The organism is Mycetocola zhadangensis (assembly GCF_003668565.1).
GTDB classification, from domain to species: domain Bacteria; phylum Actinomycetota; class Actinomycetes; order Actinomycetales; family Microbacteriaceae; genus Mycetocola_A; species Mycetocola_A zhadangensis.
On sequence record NZ_RCWJ01000001.1, the window covers coordinates 390,481 to 410,553 of the forward strand.

Below are 20,073 nucleotides of genomic sequence, written 5' to 3' on the forward strand. Positions count from 1 at the left end.
GCCTCAGACGGGCGTCGCATTCCGCACTCGGCAACCGCAGCGGCATAGACTGTTGCGGTGCCGAAGTCGACAGACAAGAGCTGGTGGGAGCGAGCGTTCTCGCGGCCAACCGCAGAGTCGCCTGAGCCCGCGATTCCGAGCCAGGTGGACGAGAACGACGTTCCACGTGGAGTGCGTATCGCCGCAGCATGGGCGTGGCGTCTGCTTGTCATCATCGCGGCGATCGCCGTCATCGTTCTCATCGTCATCCAGCTGCGGCTCATCGTCATCCCGTTGTTCATCGCCGTCCTGGTTTCCGCTCTGCTCGCCCCGCTCATCACAGCCCTGGTTCGACACGGATGGCCGCGCGGCCTGGCCATCGCGTCGGCAATTCTCAGCGCTATCGCGGTGGTCGGAGGGCTCCTCTGGCTCGCCATCTGGCAGATCACGAGCGACTTCAGCGAGGTGCGCGCGCGCACGGTCGAGTCGTTCGGTGACCTTCGAAGCGTGCTGCTCGAATCCCCATTTCACATCACCGACGAGCAGATCAACGCTTTCATCGCGGATGTCACGCGGAGCATTCAAGAGGACAGCACGGCTCTTTGGAGCGGTGCGCTCTCGATCGGAACCACCCTCGGCCACGGACTCACCGGTATCTTTCTCGCGCTGTTCTGCCTGTTGTTCGTGCTCATCGACGGTGAGGGCATCTGGCGCTGGATCGTACGGCTGAGCCCGATGAAGGCGCGGCCAGCCATCGACGGCGCAGGCCGAGCTGGCTGGTCCACGCTCACGAACTACGCGCGAACCCAGATCCTCGTCGCTTCGATCGACGCCTTCGGAATCGGCCTCGGCGCGGCCCTCCTCGGCGTGCCGCTCGCGATCCCCATCGCGGTGCTGGTGTTCCTCGGTTCATTCGTACCGATCGTCGGAGCCGTTGTCACCGGCGCCATCGCCGTGTTCATCGCCCTCGTCTACAACGGCTGGGTGATCGCGCTCATCATGGTCGGAGTCGTCCTGCTGGTGCAGCAACTTGAGGGTCACGTTCTTCAGCCGCTGCTGATGGGCGCCGCCGTGAAGGTGCATCCTCTCGCCGTTGTCCTCGTTGTTGCCGCTGGCAGCATGCTCGCCGGAATCCCCGGCGCACTCTTTGCTGTTCCTGTTGCGGCCATGATCAACGTGATGACGCGCTACATCTCCTCGGGCGCGTGGAGAATTGCGACTCCAGGAGCGCCGCTGATCCTCGACAGCGTGATCTGGCAGACGGTGCCGTCTGTGCGGCGGGTTCGAAAGCCTCGCTCCGAACGCGTCACCCTGACGCCCGTAGTGCCACCCAAGAAAGACAAGGTCGACCCGGATGCCTGAAACCTCCCTCGCTGGTCCCACGCTCGAGAAGCTGGAGGCGGCTCGCGTCCTCGTCAGTCGCGTCGCCGAACGAACCCCGATGGAGAGCTCGCGCTACCTGGCCGAACTGCTCGGAGCGCCTGTCTACCTCAAGTGCGAAAACCTGCAGCGCACCGGCTCATACAAGATCCGCGGCGCGTACAACCGGATAGCGCAGCTCAGCGATGAGGAAAAGGCACGCGGAGTTGTTGCGGCCTCCGCGGGCAACCATGCGCAGGGTGTGGCGTTCGCGGCGCGCGAGCTCGGCATTTCCGCGACGATCTTCATGCCGGTCGGAGTTCCGCTGCCCAAACTGCAGGCGACAAAGAGCTACGGCGCGCACGTGATCCTTCGCGGACACACCGTGGCCGAGCCGCTGCTCGCCGCTGCTGAGTACGCCGAAGAGACCGGCGCCGTCTTCATTCCGCCATACGACCACATCGACGTCATCACAGGTCAGGGCACGCTTGGGCTCGAGATGTACGAAGAGGTCCCGGGCGTCGAGACAGTGATCGTGCCGATCGGCGGTGGCGGACTGATCGCTGGCGTCGCCGCAGCGGTCAAACAGCGCGCGGCCGCCGAAGGCCGTTCGGTGCGGGTGATCGGAGTGCAGGCGGCGAACGCGTCGGCATACCCCGCATCAATCGACGCCGGGTATCCGGTCGAGGTCGCAATCACTCCGACGATCGCAGACGGAATTGCCGTCGGCCGCCCGGGCACCCTCAACTTTGACATCATCCGTGAGCTTGTCGACGAGGTCGTCACCGTGAGCGAAGATGACATGGCCAAGGCGCTCCTGGTGCTTCTCGAACGCGCAAAGCTGGTCGTTGAACCGGCCGGTGCCGCCGGGGTGGCTGCCATTCTCGCCGGAAAGGTGACCCCAGGTGGCCCGACCGTTGTGGTGCTCTCGGGGGGAAACATCGACCCACTGCTCATGCAAAGGGTGATCAGCCACGGCCTCGCTGCATCCGATCGCTATCTCACGCTGCGGATTCCGCTGCCTGACCGTCCGGGCCAGCTTGCGCGCACGTCCGAGCTTGTCGCCCAGGCCAATGCGAACGTGATCGAGGTGCTGCACACACGGCACGGGCACGGACTCAAGATTGGCGAGGTCGAACTCGAACTCAGCGTTGAGACACGCGGGCCTGAGCACCGCGATTTGGTTGTCGAGACGCTGCGCGCCGCCGGGTACCACCCGCAAATCGTCGAGGACTAACGAAAAACGCATCGGGCCGGGAGTCCCGGTCCGATGCGTCTCGCGATGTGAAGCGGTTAGCCCTGGTAGGTCTCAACCTTGAGGATCTTGACCGAAATTTCCTTGCCGTTTGGCGCGGAGTAGGTTGTTGACTCGCCAATCTTCAGGCCGAGGATCGCGGTGCCCAGCGGGCTTTGCTCGCTGTAGACATCGATGTCAGAGTCTGCAGCGATCTCGCGGTTGCCGAGAAGGAACACTTCCTCACCGCCGGCAACGTCTGCCGTGATGACCGTGCCAGACTCCACGACGCCGTGGCTCTCCGGTGCCTCAGACACTGTGGCGTCACGCAGCAGCTGGGTCAGCGTGCGGATGCGTGCTTCCTGCTTGCCCTGCTCGTCTTTTGCGGCGTGATATCCGCCGTTTTCCTTGAGGTCGCCCTCTTCGCGGGCTGACTCGATCTTTTTGGCGATCTCTTCCCGACCAACGGTCGACAGTTCTGCAAGCTCGGCAGCGAGTCGATCGTATGCTTCCTGCGTCAGAAACATGACCTGCGTCGTCTCTACAGCCATTGCGAACTCCTTACATAAACGGACGCCCTGACGGTTGCGTCAGGGCGTAGCAGCCACCCGGGTTGCGGGTATCAGGAGAGCTTAGGCCAGCCAGCAGCGATAAATCAAACCCGTGCTGGCTAATTCTGTCGTTCTCACGGACTCCGTAAATGTGCGATTGAACGAGTCAGATTTCGGAACCTCGATGATCCTCCAACCGACGACCGCGAAGCGATCGTTAAGGGCCTGCACCGCACAGTACGTCGGTGTCCCGGCCGGCACCGAAAGCTGGAAGGTGACATCAACAGAGGTGTCCGAGGTGATGGAGTGAGCGATGTCTCTGGTTTCCAGGGTCGATCCGACCGCGTCGAGACCTGCCCAGACGACCCAAGCAACAAGCACGACCGCAAACGCGGCGGCAGCGACGATACCGATCCGCTTCTCTCGCTTCCGAGAGCGTGCGGAACGACCGTATCTGGCGTCAAGGACGTCTGGCTCTGGTGAACTCTCCGAAACCATCAATCCTCATCCGTACAACCGTTTAGTCTGTATGTACAAGGTTATCGTTTCCCGGCCTCTCAACCGGACGCCGACCAGCAAGAACACCAACGGAAGAAGCAGGCGACATCGTGACTCTCCGGCTCCTGTCGGTCCACGCCCACCCGGATGACGAATCCAGCAAGGGCGCAGCAACCAGTGCTTACTACCGGTCGCGAGGCGTCGAAGTTCTCGTTGTTAGCTGCACCGGCGGTGAGCGAGGGGACATCCTCAACGACGCCCTTCCCGACCGCCCCCGCGCCGAGCGCGACATCGCCGGCCTCCGCCGCCGCGAGATGGCCGAGGCCGCGCGCATCCTCGACATCCAGCACCGTTGGCTTGGTTATGTCGATTCCGGGATGGCGAACGAGGACGGCAGTTTTCCGCTGAATTCCTTTGCTTCCGTTCCGCTGGCCACCTCAGCCGAAGCGCTTGTGCGCATCGTGCGGCGGTTTCGCCCACAGGTCATGGTCACCTATGACGAAAACGGCGGGTACCCGCACCCCGACCACATTCGATGCCACCAGATCGCGGTCGCCGCGTTCGATGCGGCGTCCGACACCAGCGTCTATCCGAACGCCGGCGAACCCTGGCAGGTGTCGAAGCTGTACTACGACAACGTCTTCAACTACCAGCGGATCAAGGCCAACGCCGACACGCTTCTGGCTGAGCAGCCGGATTCACCGCTCACCGAACAGCTCTCCGAGATGCTGACCTGGATGAAAGACCGGCCGGCGCGCGCGACGACGCACGTTCCTGCCGGTGAATTCTTTGAAGTTCGCGATGCAGCGCTTCGGGCGCACGCCAGCCAGGTCGCGGCAGACTCAAGCTTCTTCTTCTGGCCCAACGATCTGCAGAGACGTGCCTGGCCATTCGAAGACTTCGAACTCGCACGCAGTATCGTGCCGACCGAGGACACCGAGAGCGACTTGTTCGCCGGAATTGAGGACATGGAATGATCGCCGGAGTGAACGCTGTGACTGATGCAATGTGGCGCCTTGCCGCCACACCAGTGCCGACACCGACCGGGGTCGACGCCGATGACGTCACTCCTGGCCCGTGGGGATTCGCGATCATTTTCCTCATCGCGGTCGTCGCGATTTTACTCATCATCGACATGCAACGGCGTGTTCGACGGGTGAGCTACAAGGCGGATATCGACGAAAGGCTTCAGGAGGAACTCGCAGAGTCCGAGCGCATGGACTCACCGGCTGAACCGCCCCGCGCGTCAGACGAAACCGGCGACGGACCGGGCCAGACCTCGGCCAGGTAGGGCCCCCGACTCAGCGCGTCCGGGTCAATTCCCCAGGAGGACAGCTCGGCGCGAAAGTGCGCCGCCGCACCCGAAGCGTCCGCCTCGGCGGCAACAAATCCGTCAGGGCGCACCAGGTAAAACCTTCCTGGAGTCAGCGCTGTGGCGCCGATCGAGCCGAATGCATGAAACTCAACCGGCAGCAGCCTGGTGAAGCGCACGGCGGTTCGAGTGTTCACAGGTCCATACACGTGCACCTGCCAGCGTGCCGAACGGAGCGCATCGAAATTCGACCCGGTCCACGGCAGTCTCCTCCCGACAACCGCACCACGCCGACCGCGCCTGGCTGTCCGGTCGGCATCGCTCATCCAGTAGTGGATCCGGGTCTGCGACAGGTAGCCGAACAGCCGCGACGCTACCGAAAGTCGCGGAACACCGGGAACCGCGAGGGGAATGATGAGCCTGGCACCGATGCGGCGAAGCATTCGCATTGCTCCCGTTCCTGAGGTGACGATCCCGAACGCGCGATCCGTTGTGGACACCAGTCGCCGAGCGACAGGGCGTCGCTCGGCGTCGTACCGGTCAAGGTAACGCTCGTCCGCTCGGCCGGCGATCAGATCAACCAGTTTGAGCGCGAGATTGTGTGCGTCCTGCAGGCCTGTGTTCATGCCCTGGGCGCCGACGGGGGAGTGCACGTGGCCGGCATCCCCGGCGAGGAACACGGCACCGTCGCGGAACCTGGCAGCCACCCGGTGATGCACACGATAGGTGGCGAACCAGCTCAGCCCGCCGTAGCGAACGCCGAAGACGTCCCGCATCTTCGCGCGAGCGCTCTCCTCGCTCACCTCGGTCGAGCGATTCGAGAGTCGCACGGTGCCCAACAACCGAAAATGCCCATCGGATGCCATCGGAAAAGCGATGAGGAAGGCATCCGCCCCGAAACGGATAGCAACGGCGCCCTCCTCGAGGCCCGAGACCTGAGAGGCGTCGGCGACATAAAAGGTGTGCTCGTTCGTCACGCCTTCGAACGGAACGCCGCGGAGTCGGCGAACAGCTGACGACCCGCCGTCGGCCCCGACGACGAACCTGGCGCGGATCCATGCGGGGCCATCCGGCCCCAATACCGTCGCGACACAGCCGCCTGTCGGGTTCTCGACGAGGTTCTCGAGAGTCGTCTGCCAGCGGACTGCCCCGCCGAGGTTGGTGAGGTGATCACCCAGGATGCGCTCGGTTTTGGACTGCTCGAGAACGTAGAGCCCGGGAAAGGGTGTGAGTCCTGTGCCCAGTTGCCCGACGGGAAGGGAGCCGAATGACTCAGCTTCGAAGCCGGGCGACACTCGAACCGCGGGGAACGACTCGGCCCTGATGAGGTCGGCGATGCCGAGTTGGTCGTAAATCTCCATGGTTCGCGCCTGCGCAACGAGCGCGCGGGATTCTCGAGTCGCACCGCTCTTCGAATCCACGGTGATCGCCCGCACGCCACACCGTTGCAGCCAGTTCGCGAGCATCAGACCGGTCGGACCGGCGCCCACGATGAGGACGTCGACCTGCTCCGGGTCCGACAACGCATCCACAGCACCATGCTAGGCATTTGCCCCCGCGGCGACTACTCGAGCGATTGCTACTGGAGCGACGGCTACTAGTCTGAGAAGAGCGCTGCCAGCGGGCTGGCGCACAGACCGATGGGAAGAATCGTGCCGCTCACCGGAGAATATGCACCGTCGACAGCAGGCTGGGCTCGCAAGCAGGTCGAACTGTACGAAAGCTCAGGCGGCACCGAGGGAACCACGCTTCGCGGAATGCCGGTCATCGTCCTGACCAGCGTTGGGTCGAAGTCGGGAAAACTCCGCAAGACGGCGCTCATGCGGGTCGAACACGATGGCGCATACGCGGTAGTTGCCTCGCTTGGTGGAGCTCCGAAGCACCCGGTCTGGTACTTCAACCTCCTCAAACACCCGCACGTCGAGCTGCAGGACGGACCGGAGAAACACGATTACCTCGCGCGGGAAGTCACCGGGAGCGAAAAGGCGCAGTGGTGGGAACGGGCCGTCGCGGCGTACCCGCCGTATGCGGATTACCAGAAGAAAACGGACCGGGAGATCCCGGTTTTTGTTCTCAAACGGATGCCTGACGGCGCGGATTCCTAGCCGCAACCCCTGTAGGGCTAGCCGACGTTGTACACGGGGGAAATGGCGAGCAGGTAGATTCCGGTCCAGTGGCACAGGAACGCGAGGACCGTGCAGACGTGGAAGATCTCGTGGAACCCGAAGTGTCCTGGCACCGGGTTGGGCTTCTTCAACGCGTAGACCACGGCACCTCCGGTGTACAGCAGGCCGCCGACGATGATCAGGGTCATGGTGACCGGGTTCGCCTGGAAGATATCGACCAGGTACATGACGGCGGCCCACCCGAGCGCGATGTAGAGCAGGACGTAAAGCCAGCGCGGTGCGTGAATCCAGAACACGCGGAACCCGATCCCGAGGATCGCACCCGCCCAGACCAGGGTGAGCAGGAGCGTGCCCTTCTCCGGCGGAAGCGCCAGGGTCGCGATCGGCGTGTAGCTGCCGGCGATGAGCAGGAAGATGTTGGCGTGGTCCATGCGCTTGAGCAGGATCCGTGCTCGCGGTGACCAGGTGAAGCGGTGGTAGAGAGCGCTGATACCGAAGAGCAGGAGAGAGGTCAGGGCAAACACGGCTGTGCTGACCTTGGCTGGCGTGCCCTGTGCCGAGACGACGAGCACGATCCCGGCCAGGAGCGCCACGGGTGTTGTTGCGGCGTGAATCCAGCCGCGCCAGGTCGGTTTGATCTCTTCCGGGTGGGAAAGCGAGGCGTCGATGATCGGAATGTGGGGGAGGTCGGGTCCCCGCGCATCATCGGCGCTCACCGCGGCGTCCGCTGCCGTGTGCGGATGCCGGAGTTCGTCCGCGGTGTCGGAGATACGGTTCTGACCTGTCGCCTGGTTTTCGGACATGGAACTCAGGATACAAGTCGGCGACACGGGTCCCGTGTGAAAAGTGCACTAACGTAACTGTGTGACGAAGAGTGGGACGAAGCCTGGTTCCGGCTTTCTTTACAACCTGTACCAGAAGCAAATTCGCCGCGGACTGAGCGGAGCAGCGCTGCCGCATCACGTGGCGATGATCATCGACGGCAACCGTCGCTGGGCCAAACAGCTTGGCTACGAGACAGCAGCACACGGGCACCGTGCTGGGGCCGCGAAGATGCGCGAGTTCCTGGAGTGGTGCGACGACCTCGGTGTGCAGGTTGTCACCCTCTACCTGCTGTCAAGCGACAACCTCACCTCGCGGTCCACCGATGAGCTCCACGACCTGGTTGAGATCATCGCGGACCTCGCGGAGGAACTGTCCCACTACCGCGATTGGCGTGTCAAGCACGTGGGGTCATCTGAGGGGCTCCCTGAGCCTCTCGTTGCCACTCTGTCTGCTGCGGAGTCGCGGACGGCCTCCAAGAGCGGCCTTCACATCAACCTCGCTGTCGGCTATGGCGGTCGCACGGAGATCGTCGACGCCATGCGCAGCATCGTCGAGGCGCACTCGCTCAAGGGCGGCAGCCTGGAGACCCTCGCCGAGTTGCTCACTCCCGACCTGATCGGGCAGCACCTCTACACGGGCGGGCAGCCGGACCCCGATCTCGTGATCCGCACGTCAGGAGAACAGCGGCTCAGCGACTTCATGCTGTGGCAGAGCGCACACAGCGAGTTCTATTTCGTGGAAGCTCTCGGGCCAGACCTGCGTGAGGTGGACTTCCTGCGCGCTGTGCGCGATTATTCACGACGCCAACGCCGCTTCGGCGGATAGCCCCATGGTCGACATCACAGAGTTTCTTGCTGACTTCGACTCCGAGCCGGGCTACCTCGACTACGCACGCGTCGGCCCGTTGTCTGTTGCTGCCCAGGCGGAACAACGGGTGTCGCTCGAGCTGCTTGGACGGGCCAGGTTCGGCGTACTCGATACGTTCCGCGCCCAGGACGAACGACTGCGGAACGCGGTGGCCGCCCTGACCGGATTCGACCCGTCGCACATCGTTTCGCAACCGAACACCAGCATGGGCCTCATGCACGCCATGTTCGGAATGACCGGCGCTGTTCTCGTTTCGCCGGCCGACTTTCCGAGCGTCACCTTCGCGGCCGTGCGCGCAGCGGAGTCGATGCACGTCCTCACCCCGACCTGGCTTGACACCGATGGCGGCCGGGTGACCCCGCATTCGGTCAAGGCACAGCTGACCCCGAGCATCACCGCTGTTGCGGTGAGCCTGGTCGACTCGCGCACCGGTTATGTCGCAGACATCGAGGGCATTCGGCAGGTGATCGGTGATCGTCTCCTGATCGTCGACGCGATTCAGGGTTTCACCGTCGTCGACGCGCCATTCGAGCTTGCGGATGTTGTTGTGTCCGGCGGTCAGAAATGGGCCCGTTCCGGATGGGGAACCGGCTTTATGGCGCTCAGTGACAGCGCGCTGGAGCACCTCGTGCCCGTGATGAGCGGGTATACAGGCACCGACGAAGACCTGCCGTGGGATTCGGTACCACCGCCAACCTCCGGTGCTGCGGCCTATTCGATCACCAACCCGGATCCGACCGCGCAGGCGAGGTTTGCCGCATCGCTCGAGCACGTGGCATCCGTCGGTGTATCTGCGATATCGGAGCGGGTGGACTCGAGAGTCGGCGAGGTGATCGAGCTTGTTGACGAGTTCGGTGTGGCTCTCGCATCGTCGCGCGCGGAGAACGAGCGTGCCGGCATCGTCGTACTCGACCCACCGGATGGTCAGGCGAGTCTTCTGGTGGCCGCTCTGCACAACCACGGCGTCACTGCGACGGCCCGCCAGGACAGGATTCGTCTCTCGGTGCACGCCGGAACGACCCAGGACACCCTCGGGATGCTGCGGGACGCGCTCGTCTCGTTCCAGACCGCTGTCGCCCGCTGACACCCGGGCTGGGGACAAGAGTTAACCTGCGCGCAACTCTCGCCCAGCGTGTCGTTCCTGCGTCGAACAGTTGCCGGTCGTAGCGTTCCAGTTATCAGGTACCGCACCTGATCGAGACGGCCACATAAGTTCGACTCGATACCCGTTGTGGCCGCTCGTAGAAGAGACCCGGACGTTCGTCCGGCTGGGAGTGGTTATGACCGCGACACGAACCTCAGCACCAACGCAGCGACAGGAAAGGGACGAGCTCAGCAGAACCGCAGAGAACCCGACGAAGCAAACCGAACGTACCTATGTTTTGGATACCTCGGTTTTGTTGTCTGACCCGAAGGCGTTCTTCCGGTTCGCCGAACACGCCATCGTCGTTCCGGTGATTGTGATCTCCGAACTGGAGGGCAAGAGGAACGACCCCGAGATCGGTTACTTTGCCCGCCAGGCCCTGCGGATCCTCGACGAACTGCGGATCGAGCACGAACGGCTCGACTTTCCGGTTCCCGTCGGTGACGGAGGGTCGCTCCGGGTGGAGCTCAACCACTCAAACATGGGAGTGCTGCCGAGCGGGCTTCAACTGGGCGACAATGACTCGCGGATCCTTGCCGTCGCGCTCAACCTCGCGAATGACGGTCTGGCTGTCACCGTGGTGTCGAAGGACCTGCCTCTTCGGGTCAAGGCCGCTTCGATCGGACTGCGCGCTGAGGAGTACCTCGCAGAGCAGGCTGTCGATTCGGGGTGGACAGGTATGGCGGAGATCCGCATCTCGGCCGAAGAGATGAGTGACCTCTACGAGAGCGAGGTCGGGCTGTCCAAGGCCGTCGAAAACCTGCCGGTCAACACGGGGCTCGTCGTTTCCTCCGACCGCGGGTCGGCGCTCGGCAGGGTGACAGGCAAACGCGAGTTCAGGCTGGTTCGCGGCGACCGCGACGTCTTCGGCCTCCACGGCAGAAGCGCCGAACAACGGCTCGCCATCGATCTGCTGCTCGACCCGGGGGTCGGCATTGTCTCGCTTGGAGGTCGAGCGGGGACGGGGAAGTCCGCTCTCGCCCTCTGTGCTGGGCTCGAAGCCGTTCTCGAGCGGCAGCAGCACCGCAAGATCATGGTCTTCCGTCCGCTGTACGCGGTCGGCGGCCAGGAACTTGGCTACCTGCCAGGAGACCAGGGCGACAAGATGAGCCCGTGGGGCCAGGCCGTGTTCGACACCCTCGGATCTGTCGTGTCGCAGAACGTGCTCGACGAAGTGATTGAACGTGACCTGCTCGAGGTGCTTCCACTCACGCACATCCGTGGTCGCTCGCTGCACGACGCCTACGTGATCGTGGACGAGGCGCAATCGCTCGAACGCAACGTGCTGCTCACCGTGCTCTCTCGCATAGGCCAGAACTCGCGCGTGATCCTGACGCACGATGTCGCCCAGCGCGACAACCTGCGGGTGGGCAGGCACGACGGAGTGGCATCCGTCATCGAAGCGCTCAAGGGGCATGACCTGTTCGGCCACATCACACTCACCAGGTCAGAGCGCAGCTCGATCGCGGCACTGGTCACCGAGATGCTTGAGGGCAACGAACTGGCGTGACCCGGTTCGCCCGCGGCCGGGCTGTGGATAACCCTCACGGGCAATCTCCGGTCCGGCTAGCGTGGTGCGATGACCTCGACGCGGCTTCACGAACCGCCAGCAGCGCCGCTGCTGCTGCGGCAGCTGGTGGCTCGGGTACCCGTCGCTTCCGTGCTGGCCGTCCTCGGGGTCCTGGCCACTGGCATCCGTCCGCTTGCCCTTGGAATCGTCGCGGTCGCCGCGGTCACCGAGGAACTTGTCCGGGTGGATGTGGCCGAGCACCGTCTTCCGAATCGACTCGTCCTTCCCCTCTACCCGGTTGTGCTGCTGAGCCTGATTGCTGACGGAGCGATCTCCGGGAGCAACCCGCTGGTCGGGATTGCGGCTGGTGCCGGCTGGTTGTTGTTTCTCCTGGTGTTGTGTCTGGCCGGAGGCATGGGAATGGGTGATGTGAAGCTCGGCGGTGTTCTTGGGCTCTGCCTTGGTGGCCTGAGCGTGGTGACGTCGATCGGTGGGCTGATGCTCGCGTTCGTCGCGGGCGCCATCGGCGGTGTGATTGTGCTTCTGCGGCGCCCGGCCAGCGGTGGGGCATCGCGTGGAGCGCTTCGGGTTCCCTTCGGGCCCTTCCTCCTCGCGGGCTTCTGGCTCGCGGTCGTGTGTTTCCCTTTGCTGGCGGATGCCACCGCATAGTCTGAGTACATGGAACAACGCACTCTCGGTCTAACAGGCCGCGGGTCGACACAGCGCCCGCGCAGTACCTGAAGTCGATTCTCGGTACGCAGGCGTGCAGGGTCAACTACAACATCGAGCAGCAGTTCGTCTGTCACGTGGCGGTGGCTGGCTCCCAACCGGGGTTTACAATATGGAGTCATAACGTCCGCCCTTGTTCTGGCAAGCGATCGCCCCGAATGGTTGCAACCGCGACTAGTTAGACGAAGGGAAGAAGCATGAAGCGATGGATTATCGGTGTTGCGAGCATCCTCGTTCTCAGTATCTTTGCCTTGCTCGCGGTCAAGACGTATGCGGACATCGGCCGAGGGCTTGGTGTGCAGTTCGGTCCGATGGATAGCCCGGAAGCTGCATTGCCAGTGGCTGTCGGGTTCGGTTCGATGTACCTCATCGGCATCAGCGCAGTGGTCTTGGTAGCGCTCATCGGAGTCACCATCGTCCGAGCGTATTTCCCGAGAGGTGACGGGCGTCGATAACGACTTGCCGCAATGAGGTGGCCACAGGGATCCGTCCTCTGATTTTCGGAATCGTCGCGGTCGCCGCGGTCACCGAGGAACTTGGCCGGGTGGATGTCGCCGAGCGCCGTCTTCCGAATCGACTCGTCCTTCCCCTCTACCCGGTTGTGCTGCTGAGCCTGATTGCTGACGGAGCGATCTCCGGAAGCAACCCGCTGGTCGGGATTGGGGCGGGCGCCGGCTGGTTGTTGTTTCTCCTGGTGCTGTGTCTGGCCGGAGGCATGGGGATGGGTGATGTGAAGCTCGGCGGTGTACTCGGGCTCTGCCTTGGAGGCCTGAGCGTGGTGACGGCGATCGGTGGGCTGATGCTCGCGTTCGTTGCGGGCGCCATCGGCGGCGTGATTGTCCTCCTTCGGCACCCGGCCAGCGGTGGGGCGTCGCGTCGAGCGCTCCGGGTGCCCTTCGGGCCCTTCCTCCTCGGGGGCTTCTGGCTCGCGGTCGTGTGTTTCCCTTTGCTCGCGGATGCCACGGCATAGTCTGAGTACATGGAACAACGCACTCTCGGACGAACAGGCCGCTCAGTCTCGATCGTCGGCCTCGGTACCTGGCAACTCGGCGCGGACTGGGGTGACGTGTCAGAGGGCGACGCGCTCGCCGTTCTCGACGCTTCCGTTGAAGCCGGTGTCACCTTCTTCGATACGGCAGACGTCTACGGTGACGGCAGGAGCGAGACGGTCATCGGTCGATTCCTGGCCGCGAATCCCAACACGGATGTCACTGTCGCCACCAAAATGGGCAGGCGCGAAGCACAGGACCCCGCCAACTTCACCCTCGCGAAGTTCCGCGAGTGGACCGACCGGTCGCGCACCAATCTCGGTGTTGACCAACTCGATCTGGTGCAGCTGCACTGCCCGCCATCGGTCGTGCTCTCCACGGACGCCGTCTACGACGCCCTCGACACGCTCGTCGCGGACGGTGTCATCGCCAATTACGGTGTGAGCGTCGAAACCACTGCCGAAGCGCTCGCCGCGATCGCGCGTCCGGGGACGGCATCCGTTCAAATCATTCTCAACGCGTTCCGCCTGAAGCCGCTCGATGAGGTGCTGCCTGCCGCGCGCGAGGCCGGGGTCGGCATCATCGCCCGGGTTCCGCTGGCGTCTGGGCTGCTGAGCGGCAGGTACACGACCGAGACCGAGTTCGCGGCCGACGATCACCGCACCTTCAATCGGGACGGCAGCGCGTTCGATGTGGGGGAGACCTTCTCGGGTGTCGACTTCGCGACGGGTGTCCGTGCGGCAACCGAGCTTTCCGGTTTCGTGCCTGAAGAACTGACGCCGGCCCAGGCCGCAATCGCCTGGGTCACCCAGCAGGACGGCGTGTCGACGGTCATTCCGGGTGCGCGATCGATCGCACAGGCGAAGGCGAACGCGATGGCCGGTACTACAGGCCCGCTGCCACAGGAATACCTCGACGCGGTCCGGTCGATCTACGACGCTGACTTCCGTGCGGCCATTCATGAACGCTGGTAGGTCCCTGGCATAAAAAATACCGGCCGTGCGGGCGAACCGCACGGCCGGTATTTTGATGTGCAGGTTAGCCCGGGTGCGTCATCGACAGCAGGTCGAGTGCAGAGTCGAGCTGCTCCTCGGTGATGTCACCGCGCTCAACAAAGCCCAGGTCGATCACCGCTTCGCGCACGGTGATTCCTTCGGCGACCGAGTGCTTCGCGATCTTCGCGGCCTTCTCGTACCCGATGATCTTGTTCAACGGGGTCACGATGGACGGGCTCATTCCGGCGAGAGCCGCTGCGCGTTCGGTGTTCGCCTCGAGGCCGTCGATCGTCTTGTCCGCGAGCACGCGGCTGGCGTTGGACAGCAGGCGAATGGACTCGAGCAGCGCCGTTCCCATGACGGGGATCTGCACGTTGAGTTCGAACGAGCCTGAGGCGCCGCTCCACGCGATGGTGGCGTCGTTTCCGATCACGCGTGACGCAACCATGAGAACGGCCTCCGGGATCACCGGGTTGACCTTGCCCGGCATGATCGACGATCCCGGCTGCAGGTCGGGAATGTTGAGCTCGCCGAGACCGGTGTTGGGGCCTGATCCCATCCAGCGCAGGTCGTTGCAGATCTTCGTGATGCTGACCGCAATGGTGCGAAGGGCGCCGGATGCCTCGACGAGGCCATCTCGGTTGGCCTGCGCCTCGAAGTGGTCGGCTGCCTCGGTGATGGGAAGCTCGGTGTCTTCCTGCAGCAACTGGATGACCAGCTGCGGGAACCCCTGAGGTGTGTTGATGCCCGTTCCGACGGCCGTGCCGCCGAGGGGAACCTCTGCGACGCGTGGCAACGCGGTGCGCACCCGCTCAATGCCGAGGCGGACCTGGCGGGCGTAGCCGCCGAGCTCCTGGCCGAGGGTCACGGGCGTTGCGTCCATGAGGTGGGTACGGCCGGCTTTGACGGCGCTCTTCCACAGTTCTGCCTTCGCTTCGAGCGCGACTGCCAGGTGGTCGAGGGCCGGGATGAGGTCGTCGATCAGTGCGCTCGTCACCGCGATGTGCACGGATGTCGGGAAGACGTCGTTCGACGACTGCGAGCAGTTCACGTGGTCGTTCGGGTGCACCGGTGAGCCGAGGCGGGTGGACGCCAGGCTTGCGAGCACCTCGTTCATGTTCATGTTTGATGAGGTGCCGGACCCGGTCTGGTAGACGTCGACAGGGAACTGGTCGTCGTGGGTTCCGGCGATGACCTCGTCTGCGGCGCTGCCGATGGCTTCGGCGATGGCGGAGTCGAGAACGCCGAGCCGGGCGTTCGCTGCCGCAGCGGCCTTCTTGATCCGGGCGAGGGACGCAATCTGAGCGGACTCGAGGCCCGAGCCTGAGATCGGGAAGTTCTCAACGGCTCGCTGCGTCTGGGCGCTGTAGAGCGCTGATCGAGGCACGCGCACCTCACCCATCGTGTCGTGTTCGATGCGGTAGTCGGTTGTGTCTGACACTGTCTGTCTTCTCCTCGTGTTGTGAAAGCGCTACTTTGCGCCGGTGTCGGTGGTTGAAATGTTGCCGATGATGACGTCGGGAACCGCGGTGCCCTCGAGCAGTTTGTAGTTGGCGCCGACGATGCCGAGGACACCCCTGGCGACAGCGTCGCTGATCATCTCGGACCGTTCGAGCAGCTCGGCGACTGTGTCGCGCAGGTGTTCCCGCCCAACCTCGCTCGCGTCCACCCCTGCCGGATCAACGCCTTCACCGCCGGTCACTCGACGAACGGCTGGCACGATCTGCTGAATGAGACCGTTGATGTACGGCGAAAGCGGGGGAGCGTCAGGCGCGATCGAATCGATGGCCGCGCGCACAGCGCCGCACTCATCGTGGCCAAGCACAACGATCAGGGGAACCTCGAGAACACCGACCGCGTACTCGATCGACCCAATGACAGAGTCGGAGATCACCTGACCGGCGTTCCGAACCACAAACAGGTCACCGAGACCCTTATCGAAGATGATCTCGGCGGCAAGGCGCGAGTCAGAGCAGCCGAACAGCACAACGTCTGGTTTCTGGGCGAGGGCGAGCGATTCCCGGCGTTCCACGTCCTGACGCGGATGCCGCGGCGCACCGGAAACAAATCGCGCGTTGCCGCGCATCATGACTTCCCATGCTTTTGTCGGTCTTGTTGTTGGCATCAGCGGTTCCCTTCGTTGAGGTTGGCGGTGACGTCGTCGGAAATGGACTCGGCGACCGTCCTGAACTCGGACTCGCTCGCCGTTCCGAACAGGAGGAATGTACTCTCGCCTGCAACGGTGGTGAGCGCGTAGTGCACGTTGCCGCGACCGTCAGTGTCGCGGCCGTTGTCGTACACCGTCCATTCGATTCCGTCGATGGTGACAGTTGACGAGGCCAGCGATTTCTTGAGCTGCTGTGCCGTCCAGGTCTCATTGGCGTCGATGCCCTGGGTGATTCCGATGAACTGGTCCGATGGCGTGATCAGGCCGATATTCCAGCTTTGCACGCCGTCGATCTTGCTGACGTCCGCTCGGTTCGACGTCCAGGATCCGGGAAGGTCGGGGTTCGCAAGCGGCTGTGGATACGACTCCTGCGCGGTGGCCGCCACGGCGCCGTAGTCGACATTCTCCAACAGTGATTCGTCCGACCGTGGAACGGCCAGGACGATGATGCCAACAAGAACGACGGTGACCAGGAGCGAGTAGACCAGGTTGTTGACGGTCTTCGCGCCTCGGTATTTGCGGGAGTTCTCTGCCTTGCGCGCAGCGGTTTCCTCGGGTGTTTCCGGTCTGCCGAGTTCGGCGACGACCCGGGGAGGGCGTGAACGACTCATTCTGCGGGCTGTCCCAAAGTGTTGTTGGCAACGCGGGCGGCGTCGAGCCGTGCCTTGGCTCCGATCAGCCATTCCTCGCAACGCTGTGCCAGTGCTTCGCCCCGCTCCCACAGGGCAAGAGACTGTTCGAGAGTCGATGCACCCTGTTCGAGTTCGGCAACGACGCGCATCAATTCGTCGCGCGCCTGCTCGTAGCTGAGGCTGGAGACCTCGGGGTTTTCTGGCATGAATCCATCCTATCGGCGGGCGAGATTACAGTTTCCCGGCGAGAGGACCCTCGCTGGAGGCCGCGAGGGCGCCCTCGGCGAGCGTGAGCCGGAGCATCGTTCCCTGCGGGGCGTCTGCCGCTGAGCGGAGGACGTGACCGTCCGGCCCCTGGGCGATCGCGTATCCGCGATCCAGCGTGCGTTGTGGCGACAGTGCCCTGACGTGGGCCCTGAGCTCCGCTGTTGTGCGCAACTCGTGATCGATGGCGCGTTCGACGAGTTCGGCTCCGCGCGCGACGTACCTCGTGAGCTCCTGCGACCTGGAGTCGACGATCCACGATGAGGAGGCGAGGGCCGGGCGCGAGCGGACCGACGCGAGCCGCGCCGTCTCGTTACTGAGGAAACCGGTGAGCCTCATGGTGAGTCTGGTGCGGGCTTGCTGAACCCGGGACAGTTCTTCGGTGACGTCCGGAACGACGCGCTTCGCGGCATCCGTTGGCGTTGATGCCCGAAGATCGGCGACCTCGTCGATGAGCGGGCGATCGGCTTCGTGACCGATCGCGCTGACCAGGGGGGTGGAGCACTCGGCGACGGCCCGGACGACGCGCTCGTCGCTGAAGCCCAGGAGGTTCTGGAAATCGCCCCCACCTCGAGCGACGATGATGACGTCGACACGCGGGTCGGCGTCGAGGGTCCGGAGTGCCGAGATGACTTCGGGTACGGTCCGGTCGCCTTGAACCGCGGCGTGGATGACTCGGAAGTCGACAGCGGGCCAGCGCAATTGGGCGTTGCGCAGCACGTCTTTTTCAGCGTCGGAGTCTTTACCGGTGATCAGACCGATGCAGTGGGGGAGGAACGGGAGGCGTTTCTTGCGTGCCGGATCGAAGAGCCCCTCCGCGGCGAGCTGGCGCCGCAGTCGCTCGAGCCGCTCGAGCATATCGCCGAGGCCCACATGCTTCATCTGGAATACCTGCATGGTCAGGCTGCCGCCCTTGACCCAGTAGTTGGGTTTCACGAGGGCGATGACTCTGTCACCGTGCTTGAGGTCGTCGGGGATCTTGGCCTTCACGGACGACCAGATGGTGAAGCTCACTGTTGCATCGCCGTCGACGTCTTTGAGCTTGCCGTAGACGTTGCCGCCGGAGAGCCCCCACTGGGTGATCTCGCCCTCGACCCAGACGGTTCCGAGCCTGTCGATGTACTCCCGGATCTTCGAGCTGAGGAGCCCGACCGGCCACGGTTTTTCTGCCGTTGCCGGTTCCGTCGCCATTCGTTCGCTCCCTCAGCTTCGTCCAGCCTGTGCACAGTGGGGGCGGCATATCATTGACGCGTGAGTAACGTTACTGTCAGCCTGCCCATGCCGAGGATTCCCGGCGTGCGTTCGAGGCTCAAGGATACCCCGGTCGTCGGACACAAGAGGGTCCTGCTCGCCGCACCCCGTGGCTACTGCGCCGGTGTTGACCGTGCGGTCATCGCCGTTGAGAAAGCACTCGAGCACTACGGTGCTCCGGTCTACGTGCGCAAGCAGATTGTTCACAACGTGCACGTTGTCTCGACGCTTGAGGAGCAGGGTGCGATTTTCGTCGAGGAAGTCGACGAGGTCCCGGAGGGAGCTCACATAGTTTTCAGCGCACACGGTGTGTCGCCAGCCGTTGTCAACGCGGCAGCCGATCGCGGCCTGCAGGCGATCGACGCGACGTGCCCTCTCGTCACAAAGGTGCACAGGGAAGCCGTGCGATTCGCGCGAGATGATTTCGAAATCCTGCTCATCGGCCACGAAGGACACGAAGAGGTCGAGGGCACCGCGGGTGAGGCACCCGAGCACACCACCCTCGTTGGCAGCCCCGATGAAGCAGACACCGTCGTTGTGCGCGACCCGAACAAGGTTGTCTGGCTCTCACAGACCACGCTCAGCGTCGACGAGACCATGGAGACCGTTCGACGTCTTCGCGCCCGGTTCCCCAACCTGCAGGATCCGCCTAGCGACGACATTTGTTACGCAACCCAGAACCGCCAGGTGGCGATCAAGAAGGTCGCGGAGAACGCCGACCTCGTGATCGTTGTCGGTTCGGCGAACTCGTCAAACTCCGTGCGACTCGTCGAGGTCGCGCTCGAGTACGGCGCCAAGGCCGCCTACCGGGTGGACTACGCCAGCGAGATCCGCCAGGAGTGGCTCGACGGTGTGGAGACGGTCGGCGTCACCAGTGGCGCGTCGGTTCCCGAGGTGCTCGTCGATGAGGTGCTCGCTGACCTCTCTGGTGCGGGCTACCGGGACGTCGAGGAAGTGAAGACGGCACAGGAGGACCTCATGTTCTCGCTGCCGAAGGAGCTTCGGACGAACCTTAAGGGTGCCCGCGAGGAGCGCGCCTTGGGAGGGCGCACTCGCTGATGGCCGAGAACGAGCGGCAACGGCCGCAGTTCGGCGAATACGCCACCCCCGATCAGCAGCGGGACGCCATCAAGGTCCCGTTGGATGATCACGAATCCATCCCGGTCGAATCGCACGTGTCTCCGACGAGCCACATCTCTGTGCAGGGCACTCCACACACGAGCGCTCCCGCAGCCGGGGCGTCAAAACCGTCGGCGGGTGACCGGTTCGCGACTATAGCGCTGCTTGGCATTGGCCTGATCACTGTTCTGATGACCATTCCGGCGCTCACGAACCTGCCTCCGGCCATCACCTCAGCGTTCGCTCAACTGGACGTTGGCGAGTACACGTCTGACGGGCTCGCACATTCGCTTGGCGTTGGTGCCCTGGTCACCGAGATCGTCCTGTGGATCGTCGCTGCCTGGCTCTCGACCCGCGCTCTGCGCAAGGGAAAACGGGCCTGGTGGATTCCCGTTGTCTTCGGAGTGGTCGCGAACATTGTCGTCTTTGGGGCGATCACCGTCGCAATGACCGTCGACCCGGCGTTCACCGAATACGTCAACAGGATGAGCTCAGGCGGATAACGTCAGTGTCTCGTGAGAA

Annotated in this window: 22 protein-coding genes; 13 read left to right on the plus strand and 9 right to left on the minus strand. The window is 63.8% G+C overall.

The annotated features are described in order from the left end of the window. Positions 1–57: 57 nt before the first annotated feature. Both D9V28_RS01880 and ilvA read left to right on the plus strand, forming a co-directional pair. Positions 58–1,341, plus strand: a complete 1,284-nt coding sequence (locus D9V28_RS01880) for an AI-2E family transporter (protein ID WP_121658016.1) — start codon at positions 58–60, stop codon at positions 1,339–1,341. Beyond that, positions 1,334–2,575, plus strand: coding sequence for a threonine ammonia-lyase (gene ilvA / locus D9V28_RS01885; protein WP_121658017.1), 1,242 nt, complete (start codon positions 1,334–1,336; stop codon positions 2,573–2,575). The genes D9V28_RS01880 and ilvA overlap by 8 nt, the downstream gene beginning before the upstream one ends. Before the next feature lie 56 nt (positions 2,576–2,631). Here ilvA and greA read toward each other — a convergent pair whose 3' ends face one another. Further along, complete coding sequence (gene greA, locus D9V28_RS01890) at positions 2,632–3,123, minus strand: transcription elongation factor GreA (protein WP_121658018.1); 492 nt, start codon at positions 3,121–3,123, stop codon at positions 2,632–2,634. A gap of 81 nt (positions 3,124–3,204) precedes the next feature. After that, positions 3,205–3,621, minus strand: a complete 417-nt coding sequence (locus D9V28_RS01895) for a DUF4307 domain-containing protein (RefSeq protein ID WP_121658019.1) — start codon at positions 3,619–3,621, stop codon at positions 3,205–3,207. 110 nt (positions 3,622–3,731) lie between these two features. Between D9V28_RS01895 and mca the strand changes: the two genes are divergently transcribed. Further along, positions 3,732–4,598 (plus strand): mycothiol conjugate amidase Mca, encoded by an 867-nt coding sequence (gene mca, locus D9V28_RS01900; protein ID WP_183086398.1) that lies wholly within the window; start codon positions 3,732–3,734, stop codon positions 4,596–4,598. Positions 4,599–4,809: 211 nt separating this feature from the next. On the opposite strand, the gene D9V28_RS01910 is transcribed toward mca, so the two are convergent. Then, a complete protein-coding gene (locus tag D9V28_RS01910; protein ID WP_220700439.1) occupies positions 4,810–6,465 on the minus strand; it encodes an FAD-dependent monooxygenase in 1,656 nt (551 codons plus the stop codon). A gap of 120 nt (positions 6,466–6,585) precedes the next feature. Here D9V28_RS01910 and D9V28_RS01915 point away from each other — a divergent pair, with 120 nt between their 5' ends. Beyond that, a complete protein-coding gene (locus D9V28_RS01915; RefSeq protein WP_121658847.1) occupies positions 6,586–7,038 on the plus strand; it encodes a nitroreductase family deazaflavin-dependent oxidoreductase in 453 nt (150 codons plus the stop codon). 17 nt (positions 7,039–7,055) lie between these two features. Here D9V28_RS01915 and trhA read toward each other — a convergent pair whose 3' ends face one another. Next, on the minus strand, positions 7,056–7,862 hold the full coding sequence (gene trhA / locus D9V28_RS01920; protein WP_121658020.1) for a PAQR family membrane homeostasis protein TrhA: 807 nt from the start codon (positions 7,860–7,862) through the stop codon (positions 7,056–7,058). Between the two features lie 61 nt (positions 7,863–7,923). Between trhA and D9V28_RS01925 the strand changes: the two genes are divergently transcribed. The 7 genes from D9V28_RS01925 to D9V28_RS01955 all read left to right on the plus strand — a co-directional run bounded on the left by D9V28_RS01925 (position 7,924) and on the right by D9V28_RS01955 (position 14,097). Continuing rightward, the gene (locus D9V28_RS01925; protein ID WP_121658021.1) at positions 7,924–8,709 is read left to right on the plus strand and encodes an isoprenyl transferase; all 786 of its coding nucleotides are present in this window, start codon (positions 7,924–7,926) and stop codon (positions 8,707–8,709) included. A 4-nt stretch (positions 8,710–8,713) separates the two neighbouring features. Beyond that, positions 8,714–9,835 carry an aminotransferase class V-fold PLP-dependent enzyme gene (locus tag D9V28_RS01930; protein ID WP_121658022.1) on the plus strand — a complete coding sequence of 374 codons (1,122 nt, stop codon included), beginning with the start codon at positions 8,714–8,716 and terminating at the stop codon, positions 9,833–9,835. A gap of 196 nt (positions 9,836–10,031) precedes the next feature. Next, positions 10,032–11,405 (plus strand): RNA 5'-3' helicase PhoH2, encoded by a 1,374-nt coding sequence (phoH2, locus tag D9V28_RS01935; RefSeq protein WP_121658023.1) that lies wholly within the window; start codon positions 10,032–10,034, stop codon positions 11,403–11,405. A 69-nt stretch (positions 11,406–11,474) separates the two neighbouring features. Then, the gene (locus tag D9V28_RS01940; protein ID WP_121658024.1) at positions 11,475–12,074 is read left to right on the plus strand and encodes a prepilin peptidase; all 600 of its coding nucleotides are present in this window, start codon (positions 11,475–11,477) and stop codon (positions 12,072–12,074) included. A gap of 257 nt (positions 12,075–12,331) precedes the next feature. Beyond that, on the plus strand, positions 12,332–12,589 hold the full coding sequence (locus D9V28_RS01945; RefSeq protein WP_121658025.1) for a hypothetical protein: 258 nt from the start codon (positions 12,332–12,334) through the stop codon (positions 12,587–12,589). Positions 12,590–12,606: 17 nt separating this feature from the next. Then, on the plus strand, positions 12,607–13,104 hold the full coding sequence (locus D9V28_RS01950) for a prepilin peptidase (protein WP_183086399.1): 498 nt from the start codon (positions 12,607–12,609) through the stop codon (positions 13,102–13,104). Between the two features lie 9 nt (positions 13,105–13,113). Then, positions 13,114–14,097, plus strand: a complete 984-nt coding sequence (locus D9V28_RS01955) for an aldo/keto reductase (RefSeq protein WP_121658027.1) — start codon at positions 13,114–13,116, stop codon at positions 14,095–14,097. Positions 14,098–14,161: 64 nt separating this feature from the next. Here D9V28_RS01955 and D9V28_RS01960 read toward each other — a convergent pair whose 3' ends face one another. From D9V28_RS01960 to xseA, 5 genes are read right to left on the minus strand one after another with little or no spacing between them, the layout of a single operon-like run. Continuing rightward, a complete protein-coding gene (locus D9V28_RS01960) occupies positions 14,162–15,559 on the minus strand; it encodes a class II fumarate hydratase (RefSeq protein WP_121658028.1) in 1,398 nt (465 codons plus the stop codon). A 30-nt stretch (positions 15,560–15,589) separates the two neighbouring features. Then, complete coding sequence (locus D9V28_RS01965; protein WP_121658029.1) at positions 15,590–16,243, minus strand: carbonic anhydrase; 654 nt, start codon at positions 16,241–16,243, stop codon at positions 15,590–15,592. Further along, positions 16,243–16,896, minus strand: a complete 654-nt coding sequence (locus D9V28_RS01970; protein WP_121658030.1) for a DUF4245 domain-containing protein — start codon at positions 16,894–16,896, stop codon at positions 16,243–16,245. Before D9V28_RS01970 ends, D9V28_RS01965 begins: the two co-directional genes overlap by 1 nt. Continuing rightward, positions 16,893–17,123 (minus strand): exodeoxyribonuclease VII small subunit, encoded by a 231-nt coding sequence (locus D9V28_RS01975; protein WP_121658031.1) that lies wholly within the window; start codon positions 17,121–17,123, stop codon positions 16,893–16,895. The genes D9V28_RS01970 and D9V28_RS01975 overlap by 4 nt, the downstream gene beginning before the upstream one ends. 25 nt (positions 17,124–17,148) lie before the next feature. Then, positions 17,149–18,372, minus strand: coding sequence for an exodeoxyribonuclease VII large subunit (gene xseA / locus D9V28_RS01980; RefSeq protein ID WP_121658032.1), 1,224 nt, complete (start codon positions 18,370–18,372; stop codon positions 17,149–17,151). 87 nt (positions 18,373–18,459) lie between these two features. On the opposite strand from xseA, the gene D9V28_RS01985 reads away from it, so the two are divergent. Further along, positions 18,460–19,491 (plus strand): 4-hydroxy-3-methylbut-2-enyl diphosphate reductase, encoded by a 1,032-nt coding sequence (locus tag D9V28_RS01985; RefSeq protein ID WP_121658033.1) that lies wholly within the window; start codon positions 18,460–18,462, stop codon positions 19,489–19,491. Next, the gene (locus D9V28_RS01990) at positions 19,491–20,054 is read left to right on the plus strand and encodes a DUF6264 family protein (RefSeq protein WP_121658034.1); all 564 of its coding nucleotides are present in this window, start codon (positions 19,491–19,493) and stop codon (positions 20,052–20,054) included. Before D9V28_RS01985 ends, D9V28_RS01990 begins: the two co-directional genes overlap by 1 nt. Positions 20,055–20,073 lie beyond the last annotated feature (19 nt).